This is a genomic window from Rhodanobacter spathiphylli B39, assembly GCF_000264295.1.
Classification (GTDB): domain Bacteria; phylum Pseudomonadota; class Gammaproteobacteria; order Xanthomonadales; family Rhodanobacteraceae; genus Rhodanobacter; species Rhodanobacter spathiphylli.
In genome coordinates this window covers 193531-211300 of record NZ_AJXT01000004.1, presented here as the reverse complement: position 1 = coordinate 211300, position 17770 = coordinate 193531, and the positions used below count along the sequence as shown (strand labels likewise).

The following is a 17770-nucleotide window of genomic DNA, read 5'->3' as shown; positions in this document are numbered from 1 at the left end:
TCCTGATCTCGGCGAAGCAACTCGCCGGTGAGGCAAGCAATCTTGGGGCACGCAGCCCGCGGCGCAATAGTGGCGCGGGGGAAACGCTGCGTCTTGAACGAATTACGGCCGCTGGCGCTGCCACGCGCGTGCTGCCTGCCACGCCTGCAAGGTGGTCGACAGCCCGGTGCGCGGCTGGCCGGCCTGCAGCGTGGCCAGCGCATCGCCGGAGCGCACGGCGCGCCGTGCCAGCCTGCTGGCGTGGCGGGACTCCAGTGAGCGAAATACGCTGAGCGGACCACTGAGTGTCGTCGACACGCGCCAGCTGTCCAGCAGGTCGTCCAGTTGCGCCTGGATCGCCTGCTGCCTCGCGGTGCTGGCGCTGCGCAGTTGCGTGCGATCCAGGCCGTGTCGCGCCAGCCGCGCCATCGGCAGCGGCAGGCGGTCGCGCTCGGCATCGGCATCCAGCCGCAGCAGCGCATGCAGCAGGTGATTCAGCACGGCGACCCGGGCGGCCCGCTCGGCCGACGCCGACGCGCCATACCACCAGGCCGTTTCCAGCGCCGCCAGCGCGCCATGCAGGGGCATCGCCGCGGCGATCTGCGCCGTGAAGTCCGCAGCCGTGCCCTGCTCCAGTTGTGCCATGGCCGCGATGACCGGCGCCAGCCACAGTTCGCTGGCGATGGCGTGCGCCCGCTCGTCGTCGAACAGCACCTGGCTCAGCGGATGGCGACCGCCGCTGGCCGCGGCACCGGCCAGCTCCTCGGCCCACCAGTTGAGCTTGGCCGCGGCCACCTGCGGTTCGCGGATGCCGTAGGCGGCGCCCAGCAGTTCCTGTTCGAGCGCGGCCAGCGCGACATGGCCCGGGTAACGGCGGCCGTCGACAAACGCCAGGGCGATCCGCTGCTGCGGCTGCACCGCCAGCCACTTGTCGATGAAGCCCTGCAGTACCGCACTCTGTTCGATCAGCTCGATCATGCGACGCTCGATTCCAGTTGCAGCAATGCCGCCAGTTCGGCCGGATGGTCCAGCACCGCGTCGGCGCCCCAGCCATGCGGATCGCCGCCATCGAGATAGCCCCAGCTCACCGCCACCGTGTACAGGCCGGCCGCGGCGCCGGCGGCGATGTCACGCTGATCGTCGCCGACGAACAGGCAGCGTGCCGGCGTCAGCCCCGCCCGTTCGCAGGCCAGCAGCACCGGCGCCGGATCGGGCTTCTTCACCGGCAGGGTATCGCCGGAAATCACGGCGCTGGCCCGCTCGTTCCAGCCGATGCGTCGCACCAGTTCATCGGTGAGGAAGGCGGCCTTGTTGGTGACGATGCCCCAGCGCAAGCCTCGCTCCTCGATCCGCGCCAGCAAGTCGTCCACGCCTTCGAAGGCGCGGGTCTGCCGGGCCATGACCTGCCGGTAGAGCTCCAGGTAACGGGGCACCAGGGCCAGCACGCCATCCTCGCCGCGTTCGGCGAATGCGCAGCGCAGCACGGCACGCGCGCCGCGCGACACCACCTCGCGCACCGGTGCGTAAGGCGGCGGGGCCGCACCTTCCTCCGTGCACTGGGCGAGCAGTGCCGCGTACAGGTCCGGCGCACTGTCGAGCAGGGTGCCGTCCAGATCGAACAGCACGCCCTGAACGTCTTCCGGGAGCGGACGGCTCATGCCGGCTTGCGTGCGCACAGCACGTAGTTGACCGCGGTGATCCTGCCCAGCCACGCCTTGCGCGTGAGCGGGTTGTAGCCCAGCCCGGAAACATCCTCCAGCTCCAGCCCGGCATGACGCAGCAGCCGGCCCAGTTCGGACGGCTTCAGGAACTGGGCGTAATGGTGGGTGCCGCGCGGCAGCATGCGCATCACGTACTCCGCCCCGATGATGGCCGCGCCGAACGCGGCCGGGGTGCGGTTGATGGTGGACATGAACAGGCGCGCACCCGGTTTCAGCATCGCGGCGAGGTCGCTGACCAGGGCTTCGGGGTCCGGCACGTGCTCGATCAGCTCCATGCAGCACACCACGTCGAAACTCCCTGCTTCGACTGCCGCCAGTTCGGCCGAGGACTGCACGCGGTAATCCACGCTCAGCTTCGATTCGTACAGGTGCAGCCTCGCCACGTCGATGACCTTGCTGCCCAGGTCGATGCCGGTGACCCGGGCACCGGCGCGCGCCAGCGCTTCGCTGAGCAGGCCGCCACCGCAGCCGACATCGGCCACCTTCGCGTCACGCAGGTCGGTGCGCGCGGCAATGTACGCCGCGCGCACCGGGTTGAGATCGTGCAACGGCCGCGACTCGCCGTCCGGGTCCCACCAGCGCGCCGCCAGGCTGTCGAAACGGGCGATTTCCTCGGGGCTGACATTGGTGGTGATCATGTTCGAATCCACGATGGGGATGGGTTTGTTGAAGAGTGCGACTTGGCATGGCCGTTCCAGGATTCTCTCGCTCGCGAACGGGCGCAGCGATTCAGGTCAGCCATTCATGCACGGTGATGTCCCAACCGCCGCTGATGTGCGCCGGGTCGTTGTGCGCGATGGCCGTCGCCTGCGCCAGGTCACCGGCGCGCAACACGTAGGCGCCGCCGGACTTGTCGCCGAAGCCGCCGTAAAGCTCGACCTGCCCCTGTTCGCGCAGGCCCTCCAGATACGCCCGATGCAGCGGCAGCACGGCAGGGTCGAGATGGGGGCGGCGCATCAACAGGATCAGGTAGCGGTGCATGGAAGGTCTCCCTCAAGCCGAGGCAATGCGCTCGCGCCAGGCGCGCGTGCGGGCCAGGATCGCTCCGGTGTCCATGCCCACCAGTTCGCGCCCGGCGAGCTTGCGCACGCCGGCGATCCACACGTCGCTGACCTGGTGCCGGCCGGTGGCATAGACCAGCTGCGAGATCACGTGGAACATCGGCTGGGTCTCCAGGTCACTCAGCCGCACGGCGGCGAAGTCCGCCTGCTTGCCCACCTCGATCGAGCCGATCTTCGCTTCCAGCCCGGTCGCCCTGGCGCCGTTGAGCGTGGCCGCGCGCAGCGCGAAGGCCGCATCGAACGCGGCGGCATCGCCGGCGACTGCCTTGGCCAGCAGGGCCGCGGTACGCATTTCGCCGAACATGTCCAGGTCGTTGTTGGAAGCGCAGCCATCGGTGCCGATCGCCACGTTGACGCCCGCGGCGCGCAGCTTCTCGGCGGGGCAGAAGCCGGACGCCAGCTTGAGGTTCGACTCCGGGCAGTGCACCACCGACACGCCGGCGGCCGCGCAGGCGGCGATCTCGCCCTCGGTCAGCTGGGTCATGTGCACCGCGACCAGCCGGTCGTTGACCAGGCCCAGCTTCTGCAGGCGCTGGAATGGTCGCAGCCCGCTCTTGGCCCTTTCGTCCTCCACCTCCTGCGCGGTTTCGTGGGTGTGCAGGTGGATCGGAATGTCGAGCTGGTCGGCCAGCACGCGGATTCGCTCGAAGCTTTCGTCCGACACCGTGTAAGGCGCATGCGGCACGAACGCAGTGGTCAGCAGGCTGTCGCCGAGGAAGCTGTCATGCACTTCGCCGGCGCGCTCGAAGTATTCGTCCTGGGTTTTCGCCCAGGCGGTGGGAAACTCGATCACCGGCAGGCCGACCACCGCGCGGAAACCCAGCTTGCGGTAGGTGGCGCCGATCACGTCGGGGAAGAAGTAATTTTCGTTGGCGCAGGTGGTGCCGCCGCGCAGCATCTCGGCCACCGCCAGCTCGACGCCGTCGCGCACGAACTCCGGCCCGATCACCTTGGCCTCGGCCGGCCAGATGTGCTGCTGCAGCCACACCATCAGCGGCAGGTCGTCGGCCAGGCCACGGAGCAGAGTCATCGGATTGTGCGTGTGGCTGTTGACCAGGCCGGGGATCAAGGCGTGTTCGGTCAGTTCCACGCGCTCGCGCGGCGCGTAGGCCGCGCGGGCGTCAGCAATCGGCAGCAAGGCCACGATGCGGTCGCCGTCGACCGCCACCGCGTGATCCTCCAGCACCACCGCATGCGGCTCGACCGGCACCACCCAGCGTGCCTCGATGATCAGGTCGACGGGTTGCGGATGGGACTGGCTCATAGTTCTGCTCCATGCAGCGGCTGCTGTTGAATACGACATGGGGCGGCACACCTTGCGGCGCCCGCCCCATTCGCGTTGTCGGTCATGCCGGTGGGCATGTCCGCCTTGACCGGCGACGGGAGCACCAGGCTCCCATCACTCACTTGACGCGGCTGTCGTATTCGCCGGTGCGGGTATCGACCTTGATGACTTCATCCTGGTTGACGAACAGCGGCACACGCACCACGGCTCCCGTTTCCAGCGTGGCCGGCTTGCCGCCGCCGCCCGAGGTGTCACCGCGCACGCCCGGATCGGTCTCGACGATCTTCAGCTCGACGAACTTCGGCGCCTGCACCGCGACGATGCCGCCGTTGAACAGGGTGACCACGCACTCCTCCTCGCCCTTCAGCCACTTCCACGCATCGCCCATGGCAGCCAGCGAGGCGGGCACCATCTCGAAGGTCTCCATGTTCATGAAGTGCCACACCTTGTCCTTGCCGATGCCGTCGATGAAGGACAGCTGCATGTCGGTGTCGGTGGCGTCCGCTTCCTCGAACGAATCGCTGGACTTCAGCGTCTGCTCGGTGGTGCGGCCGTCCTTCAGGTTGCGGATGCGGATGCGGGTGAACGCCTGACCCTTGCCGGGCTTGATGAAGTCCGCTTCGGTGATGATCCAGGGATCGCCGTTGTGAAGGATCTTCTTGCCCGTTTTGACGTCGTTGAGGCCAAGGGTCGCCATGCGCTATCTGCTCCGGAGTCGTTTTCGCCCGAGGGGCGGCTAAAATGGGTGTCTGTCACGGGCGTCACTGCCCGATCCAAGGCCCGACATGATAACCGCAAGCCCCCATTCCCGCCTATCGTCCGCCGCAGCCGGCTGGCGCGAACTGTGGCGGGATGCCATTACCGACTCCGGCGAGCTGTTGCGGGCGGTCGGCCTGGGGCACCGCACCGATCTGCTGCCGGCGGACGACGCCGGTTTCGCCTTGCGGGTTCCACGCGGTTTCGTGGCGCGGATGCGCCGCAACGACCCGACCGACCCCCTGCTGCTACAGGTGCTGCCGCAACGGGCCGAACACGACCAGGTCGAGGGCTATACGGCCGACGCGGTGGGCGACATGGCATCGAGAGCCGGTCAGGGCTTCCTGCACAAGTACGACGGCCGCGCCCTGCTGATCGCCAGCGGCAGCTGTGCGGTGAATTGCCGCTACTGCTTCCGCCGCCACTTTCCCTATGGCGAGGGGATCGCCGCCGCCTCGCAATGGCGGGACGCCCTGGCCCGGCTCCGGGCCGACCCGTCGATTCGCGAACTGATCCTGTCCGGCGGCGATCCGCTGGCGCTGGCCACCCACAAGCTGAACGAACTTGGCGACGGCCTGGTCGAGCTGCCCCAGGTGATCCGCCTGCGCATCCATACCCGCCTTCCGGTGGTGCTGCCCGAACGGATCGACGACGAATTCGTGAGCTGGCTTGGTGCCCTCCCGCTGCAGAAAGTGGTGGTGCTGCACGCCAACCATGCCAACGAATTCGACGCCGCCGTCGATGCGGCCTGTGCCCGGCTGAAGGCGGCCGGCGCCACCCTGCTCAACCAGTCGGTGTTGCTGCGCGGGGTCAATGACGACGCGGACGCACTGGCCGCCCTGTCCGAGCGGATGTTTGCCGCCGGCGTGCTGCCGTACTACCTGCACCAGCTCGACCGCGTGCAGGGGGCCGCCCATTTCGAGGTCAACGATTCCCGCGCCCTCGCGTTGATGGAGTCCCTGCGCGCGCGACTTCCCGGCTACCTGGTGCCGCGGCTGGTCCGCGAAGTGGGCGGCGATACGTCCAAACGCCCCCTGTGAAGCCCGCCGCCGTCACCTTTACGCTGCTTCCTGCTGGCGGCTGCAGGCGGAATCCGTTACAAACACGAATGGCCGAAGAAGGCCATGTCCGACCCCCGAACCGCCCGCGATGACCACCGGACTGCCGCACGCCCCATGAAAAAAGAATACGTCATCAAGATTCTCTTCGTCGAAAGCTCGCTCGAAGAGGCCGAACAGATCATCAGCCTGCTGCGCAACAGCGGCATCGCCGTGCGGCCCGCACGCGCCACCAATGTCGAGCAGATGCAGGCGGCGGTGAACGAGCTGGAGCCGGATCTGGTGATGTTCGACCCGGCCGTCACCACGATCAGCCTGGACGAGGCGATGAAGGTGCTGGACGCGTATGGACGCGACTTTTCGCTGCTGGCCCTGGTCAACGAGATGGAAAGCGAACAGGTCGCCGACCTGTTCGTGCATGGCGCCCGCGGGGTCGCCTCGCGAAACCATCCGAAGCAGCTGATCGCCGTGCTCAAGCGCGAGTTCGATGCCCTGCAGACGCGCCGCCAGGTTCGCTGGCTGCACACCGCGCTGCGCGAGACCGAGCGCCGCTGCGACGCCCTGCTGGACTCATCCACCGATGCGATCGCCTACGTCCACGAAGGCATGCACGTGCGTGCCAACCAGTCCTATCTGGACACCTTCGGCTACGACAGCTTCGACGACCTGCTCGGCCTGCCGCTGCTGGACATGGTCGACGCGGCGAACGCCGACGAGATGAAGGCGCTGCTCAAGGGGCAGGCGCACCAGGGCAAGTTCCCCGCGCAGCTCACCCTGCGCGCGCGCCGCGCCGACGAGACCCGCTTCGACGCCACGGTCGAGTTCACCCCCGCCACGTTCGAGGGCGAGCGCTGCCTGCAGATCGTGTTCCGCCGCCAGATGGTCGACCCTGCCGTGATGGAGCAGCTGCAGCGCGACCCGGTGACCGGGCTGTACAACCGCTCGCACATGCTGGCGCAGGTGGACGATGCGGTCACCGCCGCAGCCAAGGGCAAGAAGGGGCAGTCACTGCTGCTGATCGAACCGGACAACTGGGCCTCGCTGGTCAGCGGCATCGGCCTGGGCAAGGCCGACGAGCTGCTGTCCGGCTTCGCCGACCGCATCCGCATGCTGCTGGGAGCGGACGACGTGGCCGGCATGCTGGCCGAACACACCCTGGGCGTGCTGCTCGATTCACGCACCGACGACGATGTCCGCGAGTGGATCGCCAAGCTGCAACACAGCATCAGCAGCGAGATCTTCGACGCCGGCAGCCGTTCGATCACGGTCACCGCCAGCGTGGGCGGCAGCCTGCTCGGCGAGAAGAACGCCAACGCGGAATCGCTGCTCAACCAGGCCAGCCATGCCTTGCGCACGGCGCAGAGCCTGGGTGGCAGCCAGGTGGAGCTGCACGACCCGGCGGCACGCGAGAAGGCGGATGCGGAAAAGGATCGTCACTGGCTGGAACTGCTGCAGAAGGCGCTGACCGGGGAGGGACTGGTGCTGTATCACCAGCAGACGATCAGCCTGCAGGACGTCGAGGGCGAGTATTCCGAGATCCTGCTGCGCATGAACGGTCCGCAGGGCGAGGTGCTGCCTGGCTTCTTCATGCCGATCGCCGAAAAGCACAACCTCACCGCAGCCATCGACCGCTGGGTGCTCGACCAGGCCATCACGGCCCTGCAGCAACGCGAAAAGCAGGGCCAGCAGACCACCTTCTTCGTCAAGCTCACGGCCGCCTCGCTGCAGGATGAAAGCCTGCTGCCATGGCTGGGCCAGCGGCTGGGACAGGCGGGGCTGAAGCGCGGTCAGCTGGTGTTGGAGATGACGGAAAGCAAGATCATGACCCTGCTGCGCCCGGCGCAGGAGTTCCTCAAGGGCTGGAAGAAGATCGGCGGACGCTTTGCACTGGAGCAGTTCGGTTCAGGCCTCAACTCGTTCCAGCTGCTCAACCACATCGATGCGGACTATCTGAAGATCGACCGCAGCTACATGGCCGATCTACCGCAGCACCCGGAAAGCCAGAAGAAGATCACCGAGATCTGCCAGCAGGCTCACGAATTGAAGCGCCAGACGATTGCCGAATGGGTCGAGGACGCGACCAGCACCTCGCTGCTGTTCGCCTGTGGGGTGGACTTCGTGCAGGGCAACTTCCTGCAGATCCCGCAGCGGCTGGACTGATGCTGGCGCTCACCGGGGCGCCCGGCGAGCCCGCGCAGACGGCAGGCAACAAAAAACCCGCGGAGTGATCCGCGGGTTTTTCAAGCGCAACCGCGCAGTGCCGGAATTACTCGGCGGCGGCGGCAGCAGCGGCGGCCTTGGCGTTCGCCTTGGCGGCAGCGGCGGCGGCCACGTCTTCCTTGATGCGCGCAGCCTTGCCTTCCAGGCCGCGCAGGTAATACAGCTTGGCGCCGCGAACCTTGCCCTTGCGCTTGACCGACACCGAGTCGATGGCCGGGCTGTGCGCCTGGAACACCCGCTCCACGCCGGTGCCGTGCGAGATCTTGCGCACGGTGAAGGCCGAATGCAGGCCGCGGCTGCGACGGGCGATGACGATGCCCTCGAAAGCCTGCACGCGCTCGCGATTGCCTTCCTTCACCTTGACGTTCACGACTACGGTGTCGCCGGGGCCGAATTCCGGCAGCTGGCGGGTGATCTGCTCGGATTCAAACTGTTCAATGATCTTGTTCATGGCGCACCTGTCGGTTCACTTAAATCGAAAGCAATGTTGCGGTCATTCGGCCGCATCGTCTTGCCGTGGTTGTCCCCGCAGGGAATGTTCACGACGGAATTCATCCAGCAAGGCCCGGGAAACTGCATCCAGTCCATGCCGTGACAACAAGTCCGGGCGGCGCAACCAGGTCCGTCCCAGCGATTGCTTGAGGCGCCAGCGGGCAATCGCCGCATGGTCACCGGACAGCAACACTTCCGGTACCGAACCCAGTGCATCCTGCACCGGTTTTGCATAGTGCGGGCAATCGAGCAATCCATTCGAGAATGAATCCTGCTCGGCCGACGCCGCGTCGTTCAACGCGCCATCCTGCAAGCGCCCCACCGCGTCGATGATCACCGCCGCGGCGAGCTCGCCGCCGGACAGCACATAATCGCCGATGGAAAGCTCCTCGTCGACCTCGTGCGCCAGCAGACGCTCGTCCACACCTTCGTAACGCCCACAGAGCAGGCCGATGCGCGGCAGTTTCGCCAGCGCCTCCACCCTGCCCTGCGTCAGCCGCGCTCCCTGCGGACTGAGATAAACCAGATGCACCGGCTCCGGTGCCGCCTCGCGCATGGCCTGCAAGGTCGTGCGCAAGGGCTCGATCATCATCACCATGCCCGGACCGCCGCCATACGAGCTGCTGTCCACGCTGCGATGCCTGTCGATGGCATGGTCGCGCGGGTTCCAGGTTTCCACCTGGAGCAGCTTGCGCTGCTGCGCGCGTCCCACCACACCGACCTCGGCACACTGGCGCACGAAGTCGGGAAACAGGCTGACGACGTCGATGCGCATGATCCTTGATCCTTTGGTCCGCAAAAACGGCGACGTCAGAATTCGGGATCCCAGTCCACCACCATGCGCCCTGCGGACAAGTCCACCGAACGCACATACGAACCCTGGATGAAGGGAATCAGGCGCTCGCGCGCACCGTCCCGGACCACCACCACATCGTTGGCACCCGTGGCGAACAGGTGACTCACCCGCCCCAGCTGCACATCCTGCGTGGTGACGACCTCGAGTCCCTCGAGATCGACCCAGTAATACTCGTCTTTCGCCGGAGGGGGCAGCTGCTCACGGGCGACATGGATGTCGGTACCGATCAGCGCCGCCGCCTTTTCCCGATCGTCGATCCCGGGCAACTGGGCCACCATGCCCTTGCCCTGGAGGCGACCCTTCGCTCCGGTGATCTCCAGCTCCGCACCGGGCGCTGCACCGAGCAGCCACGGCTGGTAGTCGAAGATCCGCATGCGCGGCTCGGCCCAGGATTCGATCTTGAGCCAGCCCTGCACGCCATACAGGCCGACGATGCGCCCGATCAGGACGCGTCGACCGGCCGTGGTCACGTTCAGGCAGCCTGCTGCTTGCCGGCTTCCTTGACCAGGGCAGCGACCTTGTCGGTCAGCTGGGCGCCCTTGCCAACCCATTCCTTCACGCGCTCGACGTTCAGCTCAAGGCGCTTGTCCTTGCCCGACGCAACCGGGTTGTAATAACCGACGCTCTCGATGTTGCGGCCGTCGCGCTTGTTGCGCTGATCGGTCACGACGACGTGGTAGAACGGACGGCCCTTGGCGCCACCGCGCGAAAGACGAATCTTGACCATGGTAAAACTCCAGAATTGCCGAACCGGCGGCAGGCACACGAGAGCCGTGCGCGGTAAACGGGGCATTTTAGCGGTTTTTCGGGAAAAGGGAAGAGTTTTGGGGCAAAGGTGAGTGGAGAGGAGTGAGAAGAGAGAGAAAGCAGCAGCTCCGGCGCACTTCTCTCATTTCTCACTCCTCTTCACTCACTTCCCGCCCTCAGCGCATCGGAGGCAGACCGCCGCCCATGCCGCCCATGCCCTTCATGGCCCCGCGCATCTGGCGCATCAGGCCCTTGGTGCCGCCCTTGGACAGCTTGGACATCATTTTTTCCATCTGCATGTACTGCTTCAGCACCCGGTTGACGTCGGCCGGCTGGGTACCGGACCCGCGCGCCACGCGGGCGCGACGGGAGCCGTTCAGCAGATCGGGATGACGGCGTTCCTTCTTGGTCATCGAATTGATGATGGCGATCATCTTGTTCATCTCGCCGTCGTTGACCTTGGACTTGACGCTGTCCGGCAGGCTCGAAACGCCAGGCAGTTTGTCCATCAGGCCGGCCAGACCGCCCATGTTGCCCATCTGCTCCAGCTGGTCCTTCATGTCGTTCAGGTCGAAGCGCTTGCCCTTCATCACCTTCTGGGCGAGCTTCTGCGCCTTGTCCTGATCGACCTTGCGCTCGACTTCCTCGACCAGCGACAGCACGTCGCCCATGCCGAGGATGCGCTGGGCAAGGCGATCGGGATGGAACGGTTCCAGCGCGTCGCTCTTTTCGCCGGCGCCCAGGAACTTGATCGGCTTGCCGGTGACGTAGCGCACCGACAGCGCAGCGCCACCGCGGGCATCACCGTCGGTCTTGGTCAGCACCACGCCGGTCAGCGGCAGCGCCTCGTTGAATGCCTTGGCCGTGTTGGCAGCATCCTGGCCGGTCATCGAGTCGACCACGAACAGGGTCTCGATCGGGGTGATCGCGGCATGCAAGGCCTTGATCTCGGCCATCATCGCCTCGTCCACGTGCAGGCGACCGGCGGTGTCGACGATCAGCACGTCGACCACTTCGCGGCGCGCCGCGGCCACGGCGGCCTTCGCGATAGCCACCGGGTCCTGACCCGCCTCGGACGGGAAGAACTTCACCCCGACCTGCTCGGCCAGCGTCCGCAACTGCTCGATCGCCGCCGGACGGTAGACGTCGCAGCTGACCACCATCACCTTTTTCTTCTTGCGCTCGGTCAGCAGCCGCGCCAGCTTCGCCACCGTGGTGGTCTTGCCGGCGCCCTGCAGGCCAGCCATCAGGACCACCGCCGGAGGCTGCTGGGCCAGATTCAGCTCGCTGTTGGCCGCCCCCATCACCACCGTCAGCTCGTCGCTGACCACCTTGATCAGTGCCTGGCCCGGCGACAGGCTCTTGACCACGTCCTGACCGACCGCGCGCACCTTGATCCGCTGGATCAGCGCCTGCACCACCGGCAGCGCCACGTCCGCCTCAAGCAGCGCGATGCGCACTTCGCGCAGCGCTTCGCGGATGTTCTCCTCGGTCAGCCGGCCGCGGCCACGCAGGCGGTTGATGGTGGTGGAAAGACGTTGGCTGAGTGACTCGAACATGGCGGAACCGGCAAACGGGAAAGGGCCGATTATAACGGACGCGGCGACCAGCTTGGCATGCAAGCCGGCAAGGGCCTGTGCGACACTGCCGGGCTATGACCACACACCTGCTTGCACTGATCGCCATCGTGCTCTACCTCGCCGCGGCGGGGGTGCTCGCCCGTCCGCTGCTGGGCAGCGGCCAGCCGCTGAACCGGTTGGCACTTGGCCTGGCCGGGGTGGCCGTGTTGCTGCATGCCGGCATCCTGCTCGGCATTCACCGAGGCGCGCTGGACCTGCATTTCTTCGCCGCCCTGTCCCTGGTCGCCTTCGTCGTCTCTGCGCTGACCTTGCTGGTGAATGCCTCGCGCCCGGTCGCCGCGCTGGGCGTCATCGTGTTTCCGCTGACCGCTGCCCTGGTGGCGGTGGACAGCTTCCTGGCCCCGCCCACCCTGCCACAGTCGATGGACTGGCAGATCAAGCTGCATGTCACGGTGGCGCTGGTCGCCTTTGGCGTGCTGTCGATCGCCGCCGTGCTGGCGATCCTCCTGGCCATTCAGGAACGGGCCTTGCGGCATCGCCAGTTCGGCCGCTGGTTGCGCGCATTGCCGCCGCTGACGCTGACCGAAACCCTGCTGTTCCGCCTGATCAGCGCCGGCTTCGTGCTGCTTTCGCTGACCCTGCTGACCGGCGTGCTGTTCGTCGACAACCTGTTCGGCCAGCACCTGGTGCACAAGACCGTGCTGTCCATCGTGGCGTGGCTGGTCTTCGGCGTGCTGCTTTACGGACGCTGGCGGCATGGCTGGCGCGGCTCGCGCGCGGTGAACCTGACCCTGATCGGCATGGCCGTGCTGGTATTGGCGTTCTTCGGCAGCAAGGCGGTGCTGGAGCTGGTGTTGCACCGCCCGGTATAGACCGCGCTCAACGGCAGGCGTCGATCGCCTCGCTCAGACGCTCTACACCCACCACCTCCATCTCGCCGACCCTGCCGTTCTTCGGCGTGTTGGCCTTCGGCACGATGGCACGCCTGAATCCGTGATGCGCCGCCTCCTTCAGGCGTTCCTCGCCATTGGGCACCGGGCGGATCTCGCCAGACAGTCCCACCTCGCCGAACGTGATCATGTGCTCGGGCAACGGCCGATCGCGCAAGCTGGACAGCACCGCCAGCAGCACCGGCAGGTCGGCCGCGGTTTCCTGCACGCGAATGCCGCCCACCACGTTGACGAACACGTCCTGGTCGTACGCGGCCACGCCGCCGTGCCGATGCAGCACGGCCAGCAGCATCGCCAGGCGGTTCTGCTCCAGTCCCAGCGTGACCCGGCGCGGATTGCCCAGCGAGGACTGGTCCACCAGCGCCTGCACCTCGACCAGCAGCGGCCGGGTGCCTTCGCGGGTGACCATCACCGCGCTGCCCGAGGTCGGCCCAGCATGCGAGGACAGGAAGATCGCCGACGGGTTGGGCACCTCGCGCAGCCCCTTGTCCGACATCGCGAACACGCCCAGTTCGTTGACGGCGCCGAAGCGGTTCTTGAACGCGCGCAGCACGCGGAAGCGGCTGCCCGATTCGCCCTCGAAGTACAGCACCGCATCGACCATGTGCTCGAGCACGCGAGGGCCGGCGATGCCGCCCTCCTTGGTGACGTGACCGACCAGGAACACCGACGTGCCGGTCTCCTTGGCGAAGCGGGTGAGCTTGGCCGCGGACTCGCGCACCTGCGACACCGAGCCGGGTGCCGCGGTGAGCAGCTCGGTCCAGATGGTCTGGATCGAATCGATCACCAATACCTTCGGCCGGGTCGTCATCGCCTGCTCGAGGATGCGTTCGATGCAGGTCTCGGCCAGCGCCCGCAAGGGGTCCAGCGACAGGCCCAGGCGTTGCGCCCGCGAGGCGACCTGCGCCAGCGATTCCTCGCCGGTGACGTAGACGCTGGGCAACTGCAGGCCCAGGGTGCCCAGCACCTGCAGCAACAGGGTCGATTTGCCGATGCCGGGATCGCCGCCGATCAGCACCACTGAACCCTGCACCAGCCCGCCGCCCAATACGCGGTCGAGTTCGCCGATGCCGGTCAGCGTGCGCGCCTCGGTGGTCGACATCACCTCCGTCAACGGCGTGATCTTCGGCGAGCCGGCAGCAGCGCCGGCATAGCTGGAACGCTGCGCACCCACCGACGACTTGCCCGCCGTGGCCGGCTCCAGCACGATCGCACTGAGCGTGTTCCACACCCCGCACTCGATGCATTGGCCCTGCCACTTGCTGTGCTCGGCGCCGCATTCGGTGCAGACGTAGGCGGTCTTGGCCTTGGCCATGAAAGTTTTCCAGCGGGATGCGATGCGGGAAGCTTAGCCTGCGGCCATCGCAAACCGCGAGACGGCAACGCGCGCCACGCTGTCAGCCTTCGTCTTCGAACGCGGACCGATCGATCAATGCTCGTCTTCGACGAACAGCACCCGGCGCGTCATGCCGCAGGTGAGGTCATAGGAAATCGTGGCCGATTGCGCGGCGATGATTTCCACCGGCAGCTCCGGTCCCCACAGCACCACGCGATCACCGATCTTCGCCCCCGGCACGCTGCGCAGGTCCAGGGTGATCAGGTCCATCGAGACGCGGCCGATCAGCGGCACCCGTCGATCACCGACCAGTACCGGCGTGCCCGCGGCGGCACTGCGCGGGTAGCCATCGCCGTAGCCGACGGCGGCGACGCCGATCGGCATGTCTTCGGGACAGGTCCAAGTGCCGTTGTAGCCGATGCGCTCGCCCTTGCCGATGCGGTTGATCGCAATCAGCCGCGTGGAGAGCGTCATGGCGGGACGGAAGCCGAAGTCTTCGCCGCTGCTGCCTTCCACGACGGACAAGCCGTAAAGCAGGCCGCCCGTGCGCACCCAGTCACCGCGCGCCTCGGGCCAGCCGAGCACGGCGGCGGAATTGGACAGCGAACGTGGGCCGCCGAACATCTGCGTGGCCCGGTTGAAACACGCGACCTGGGCTGCCGTCTGCCCGCCACCGAACACTTCGGAGTCGGAGAAGTGGGTCAGCAGGCCGATTTCCGGATCGACACCCGTCATCGAGGCCAGCCGCGCGTGCACCTCAGCCACCCGTGCGGGCGCGAAGCCGAGCCGGTGCATGCCGCTGTCGACCTTCAACCAGACGCGCAGGCGTCCGCGCGCGGCGTCGGCCCCGGCCAGCCACTGCAACTGGACGTCATGATGGATCGCCGCCTCCAGCTGGAGCCGCTGCATCTCGGCGATGTCACTGGCGCTGTCCGGACCGGACAGCACCACGATGCGCTGGCGGTGTCCGGCAGCGCGCAGGCGCAGGCCATCACCGAGCGCCGCCACGGCGAAGGCATCGGCCTCGCTGTCGAGCGCACGTGCGACCCGTTCCAGTCCATGCCCGTAGGCATCGGCCTTGACCACGGCCATCACCTGCGCCGGCGCAGCCAGCGCCTTCAGCCGCGCCAGGTTGTGACGCAAGGCACCGAGATGGATGGTGGCAACGGTGGCGCGGCTCATCGTGGACGGAAGCGCAGCATCAATCGAATGAACCGACGAACGAATCCGGGGCGTAGTTCTCGAACTTGGTGTAGTGACCGAGGAAGGTCAGCTTGCAGGTATCGGTGGGGCCGTTGCGCTGCTTGCCGATGATGATCTCGGCCATGCCCTTGTCCGGCGATTCCTTGTTGTAGTACTCGTCGCGGTAGATGAACATGATCACGTCGGCGTCCTGCTCGATGGCGCCGGATTCGCGCAGGTCGGACATCATCGGACGCTTGTCCGCTCGCTGTTCCAGCGAGCGGTTCAACTGCGACAGGGCGATCACCGGCACGTTCAGCTCCTTGGCAAGTCCCTTCAGTGAACGCGAAATTTCTGAAATTTCGGTGGCGCGATTCTCCTTGTTGCCGGGCACCTGCATCAGCTGCAGGTAATCGATCACGATCAGGCCCAGCCCGCCGTGCTCGCGGTGCAGGCGGCGCGCGCGCGAGCGCAGTTCCACCGGCGACAGGCCGGGCGTGTCGTCGATGAATATCTTGGCCTCGGACAACAGGGCGATCGCGTTGGAGACGCGCGGCCAGTCCTCCTCCTCCAGCGTGCCGTTGCGCAGGTGCTGCTGGTGGATGCGTCCGACCGACGAAATCAGGCGGAACGCCAGCTGCGACGAGGACATTTCCATCGAGAAGATCACCACCGCCTTCTTGCCGCGCATTGCGGCGGCCTCGGCGATATTCACGGAGAACGCGGTCTTGCCCATCGAGGGGCGCGCCGCCACGATGATCAGATCCGACGGTTGCAGTCCGGAAGTGAGGTTGTCCAGATCGACGAAGCCGGTGGAAATGCCGGTGAGCTGACCGCGGTTCTCGTAGCGCTCGGTGAGCAGGCGGAACGCGTCCTTCACCGCCTCGCGCATCGAGACGGAATCCTTCTTGCCCCGTGCGCCGGATTCGGCGATGTGGAAAACCCGCTGCTCGGCGCTTTCCAGCACTTCCTGCACGCTCTTGCCTTCGGGCCGGTAGCCGTCCTCGGTGATCGAGGTGCCCGCGTCGATCAACTGGCGCATCACCGACTTCTCGCGCACGATCTCGGCATAGGCCGCGATGTTGGCCGCGCTGGGCGTGCTGTTGGCCAGCTCGATCAGGTAGCCGGCGCCGCCGACCATCTCGGCCAGGCCATTGCTCTCGAACCAGTCACCCAGGGTCACCGCGTCGCACGGCATGCCCTTGTTCGCCAGCTCGTTGATCGCACGCCAGATCAGCCGGTGGTCCTTGCGATAGAAATCATCCTCGGCCAGCCGGTCGGCCACCTTGTCCAGCGCGTCCGGCGCCAGCATCAGGCCGCCCAGCACCGCCTGCTCCGCATCGATGGAATGCGGCGGCACCCGCAACGCCTCGATGGCCGGAGAGGAAGGTTTGCGTTCGGGCACGAAAGACATGGACTGACCTCAGGAGAATTGCCCCACGGGCGGCCTGCAATGCGCCGACCCTTCGTGGCTGCTCATACCGACACCATCATGCGCGGCGGCGTCTCGCCCGTCGAGACAACAAGTCTGTGGATAAGCTGGGGATGGATGGGGATAAGGCTGGAGGGCGGGGATCGGCGCTTCGGAAAGAGCCAAGGAGCCACGGCGGTCTGGCTGTCGCCATTCCCCATTGCCCGTTCCGACTCCCTGCCCCTCAAAAGCAAACGGGCGCCTCGCGGCGCCCGGTGCCTGTCCGATGATCCGGAACTTACTTGTCGCCGACCACGATCACCTTGGCGGTGGTCTGGACGTCGGCATGCAGGCTGATTACGACGTCGAATTCGCCGGTGTTGCGCAGCGGACCTTCGCCCAGGATCACTTCGTTCTTGTGAACTTCGTGACCTGCGGTGGTCAGCGCCTCGGCGATGTCACGCGGGCCGACCGAACCGAACAGCTTGCCTTCGGCACTGGCGTGCGCGGTGATCGTCACCGACGCGTCGGCCAGCTTGGCCTTGCGTGCTTCGGCCTCGGACAAGGCGGTGTTGGCCTTGGCTTCGTACTCGGCACGACGCTGCTCGAACGCAGCCAGGTTGGCGGCGTTGACGCGAACGGCCTTGCCCTGCGGCAGGAGGAAGTTGCGGCCGTAGCCCGGCTTCACGGTGACCTTGTCACCGAGCGTGCCGAGGTTGCGGACTTTCTGCAGAAGAATGAGTTCCATGATGCTTCTCTTTTCGTTAGCGCCGGTGTGGCCCGGCGCAGCCAGAGGACGGGTGTCCGAAGAGCTGGGATCGGGGATCGGGGAACGGAAAGGCTGGCGCGATGCCAACGTTCCCCGTTTCCTGCTCCCCGCCCCTGACGTGTCTTAGACGTCGTGGTTGTCGGTGTACGGCAGCAGCGACAGGAAGCGGGCGCGCTTGATCGCGGTGGCCAGCTGGCGCTGGTAGCGCGCCTTGGTGCCGGTGATGCGGCTCGGCACGATCTTGCCGTTCTCGGTGACGTACTGGCGCAGGGTGTTGAGATCCTTGTAGTCGATCTCCTTCACGTCTTCGGCAGTGAAGCGGCAGAACTTGCGGCGGCGGAAAAACTTGGACATGGCTGTGCTCCTG

19 protein-coding genes are annotated in these 17770 nt (G+C 66.6%); 3 read left to right on the top strand and 16 right to left on the bottom strand.

Annotated features, from left to right (window positions below; genetic code table 11):
• Positions 1–102 precede the first annotated feature (102 nt).
• From UU7_RS01695 to efp, 6 genes are all read right to left on the bottom strand, one after another.
• On the bottom strand, positions 103–957 hold the full coding sequence (locus UU7_RS01695; RefSeq protein ID WP_007804764.1) for an isoprenoid biosynthesis enzyme family protein: 855 nt from the start codon (positions 955–957) through the stop codon (positions 103–105).
• On the bottom strand, positions 954–1637 hold the full coding sequence (gene gph / locus UU7_RS01690) for a phosphoglycolate phosphatase (protein WP_040672735.1): 684 nt from the start codon (positions 1635–1637) through the stop codon (positions 954–956). Before gph ends, UU7_RS01695 begins: the two co-directional genes overlap by 4 nt.
• Positions 1634–2338 (bottom strand): bifunctional 2-polyprenyl-6-hydroxyphenol methylase/3-demethylubiquinol 3-O-methyltransferase UbiG, encoded by a 705-nt coding sequence (ubiG, locus tag UU7_RS01685; RefSeq protein ID WP_007804759.1) that lies wholly within the window; start codon positions 2336–2338, stop codon positions 1634–1636. The genes gph and ubiG overlap by 4 nt, the downstream gene beginning before the upstream one ends.
• 91 nt (positions 2339–2429) lie before the next feature.
• On the bottom strand, positions 2430–2681 hold the full coding sequence (locus UU7_RS01680; protein ID WP_007804758.1) for a YciI family protein: 252 nt from the start codon (positions 2679–2681) through the stop codon (positions 2430–2432).
• A 12-nt stretch (positions 2682–2693) separates the two neighbouring features.
• Positions 2694–4025: a TRZ/ATZ family hydrolase gene (locus tag UU7_RS01675; protein WP_007804757.1), complete on the bottom strand. Its 1332-nt coding sequence runs from the start codon at positions 4023–4025 to the stop codon at positions 2694–2696.
• Positions 4026–4164: 139 nt separating this feature from the next.
• Positions 4165–4743, bottom strand: a complete 579-nt coding sequence (gene efp / locus UU7_RS01670; protein ID WP_007804756.1) for an elongation factor P — start codon at positions 4741–4743, stop codon at positions 4165–4167.
• An 88-nt stretch (positions 4744–4831) separates the two neighbouring features.
• Here efp and epmB point away from each other — a divergent pair, with 88 nt between their 5' ends.
• Entirely contained in the window at positions 4832–5842 is a 1011-nt protein-coding gene (gene epmB / locus UU7_RS01665) for an EF-P beta-lysylation protein EpmB (RefSeq protein ID WP_007804755.1), read from the top strand.
• Between the two features lie 135 nt (positions 5843–5977).
• On the top strand, positions 5978–8020 hold the full coding sequence (locus UU7_RS01660) for an EAL domain-containing response regulator (protein WP_007804754.1): 2043 nt from the start codon (positions 5978–5980) through the stop codon (positions 8018–8020).
• 106 nt (positions 8021–8126) lie between these two features.
• Here the strand turns inward: UU7_RS01660 and rplS are convergent, their stop codons facing one another.
• From rplS to ffh, 5 genes are all read right to left on the bottom strand, one after another.
• Positions 8127–8531, bottom strand: coding sequence for a 50S ribosomal protein L19 (rplS, locus tag UU7_RS01655; protein ID WP_007804753.1), 405 nt, complete (start codon positions 8529–8531; stop codon positions 8127–8129).
• Between the two features lie 42 nt (positions 8532–8573).
• Positions 8574–9347, bottom strand: coding sequence for a tRNA (guanosine(37)-N1)-methyltransferase TrmD (trmD, locus tag UU7_RS01650; protein WP_007804752.1), 774 nt, complete (start codon positions 9345–9347; stop codon positions 8574–8576).
• A 35-nt stretch (positions 9348–9382) separates the two neighbouring features.
• Positions 9383–9898: a ribosome maturation factor RimM gene (rimM, locus tag UU7_RS01645; RefSeq protein ID WP_007804751.1), complete on the bottom strand. Its 516-nt coding sequence runs from the start codon at positions 9896–9898 to the stop codon at positions 9383–9385.
• Positions 9899–9900: 2 nt separating this feature from the next.
• On the bottom strand, positions 9901–10155 hold the full coding sequence (rpsP, locus tag UU7_RS01640) for a 30S ribosomal protein S16 (RefSeq protein ID WP_007804750.1): 255 nt from the start codon (positions 10153–10155) through the stop codon (positions 9901–9903).
• A gap of 196 nt (positions 10156–10351) precedes the next feature.
• On the bottom strand, positions 10352–11734 hold the full coding sequence (ffh, locus tag UU7_RS01635; RefSeq protein WP_007804749.1) for a signal recognition particle protein: 1383 nt from the start codon (positions 11732–11734) through the stop codon (positions 10352–10354).
• Between the two features lie 95 nt (positions 11735–11829).
• Between ffh and UU7_RS01630 the strand changes: the two genes are divergently transcribed.
• Complete coding sequence (locus UU7_RS01630; RefSeq protein ID WP_007804747.1) at positions 11830–12627, top strand: cytochrome C assembly family protein; 798 nt, start codon at positions 11830–11832, stop codon at positions 12625–12627.
• Positions 12628–12634: 7 nt separating this feature from the next.
• Here UU7_RS01630 and radA read toward each other — a convergent pair whose 3' ends face one another.
• The 5 genes from radA to rpsR form a co-directional block, all read right to left on the bottom strand.
• Entirely contained in the window at positions 12635–14020 is a 1386-nt protein-coding gene (radA, locus tag UU7_RS01625; protein WP_007804745.1) for a DNA repair protein RadA, read from the bottom strand.
• Between the two features lie 114 nt (positions 14021–14134).
• Positions 14135–15223, bottom strand: a complete 1089-nt coding sequence (gene alr, locus UU7_RS01620) for an alanine racemase (protein WP_007804744.1) — start codon at positions 15221–15223, stop codon at positions 14135–14137.
• A gap of 19 nt (positions 15224–15242) precedes the next feature.
• Positions 15243–16637, bottom strand: a complete 1395-nt coding sequence (locus UU7_RS01615) for a replicative DNA helicase (protein ID WP_007804742.1) — start codon at positions 16635–16637, stop codon at positions 15243–15245.
• A 295-nt stretch (positions 16638–16932) separates the two neighbouring features.
• Positions 16933–17382: a 50S ribosomal protein L9 gene (rplI, locus tag UU7_RS01610; protein WP_007804740.1), complete on the bottom strand. Its 450-nt coding sequence runs from the start codon at positions 17380–17382 to the stop codon at positions 16933–16935.
• A gap of 144 nt (positions 17383–17526) precedes the next feature.
• A complete protein-coding gene (gene rpsR, locus UU7_RS01605) occupies positions 17527–17757 on the bottom strand; it encodes a 30S ribosomal protein S18 (RefSeq protein ID WP_007081973.1) in 231 nt (76 codons plus the stop codon).
• Between the last annotated feature and the right edge of the window lie 13 nt (positions 17758–17770).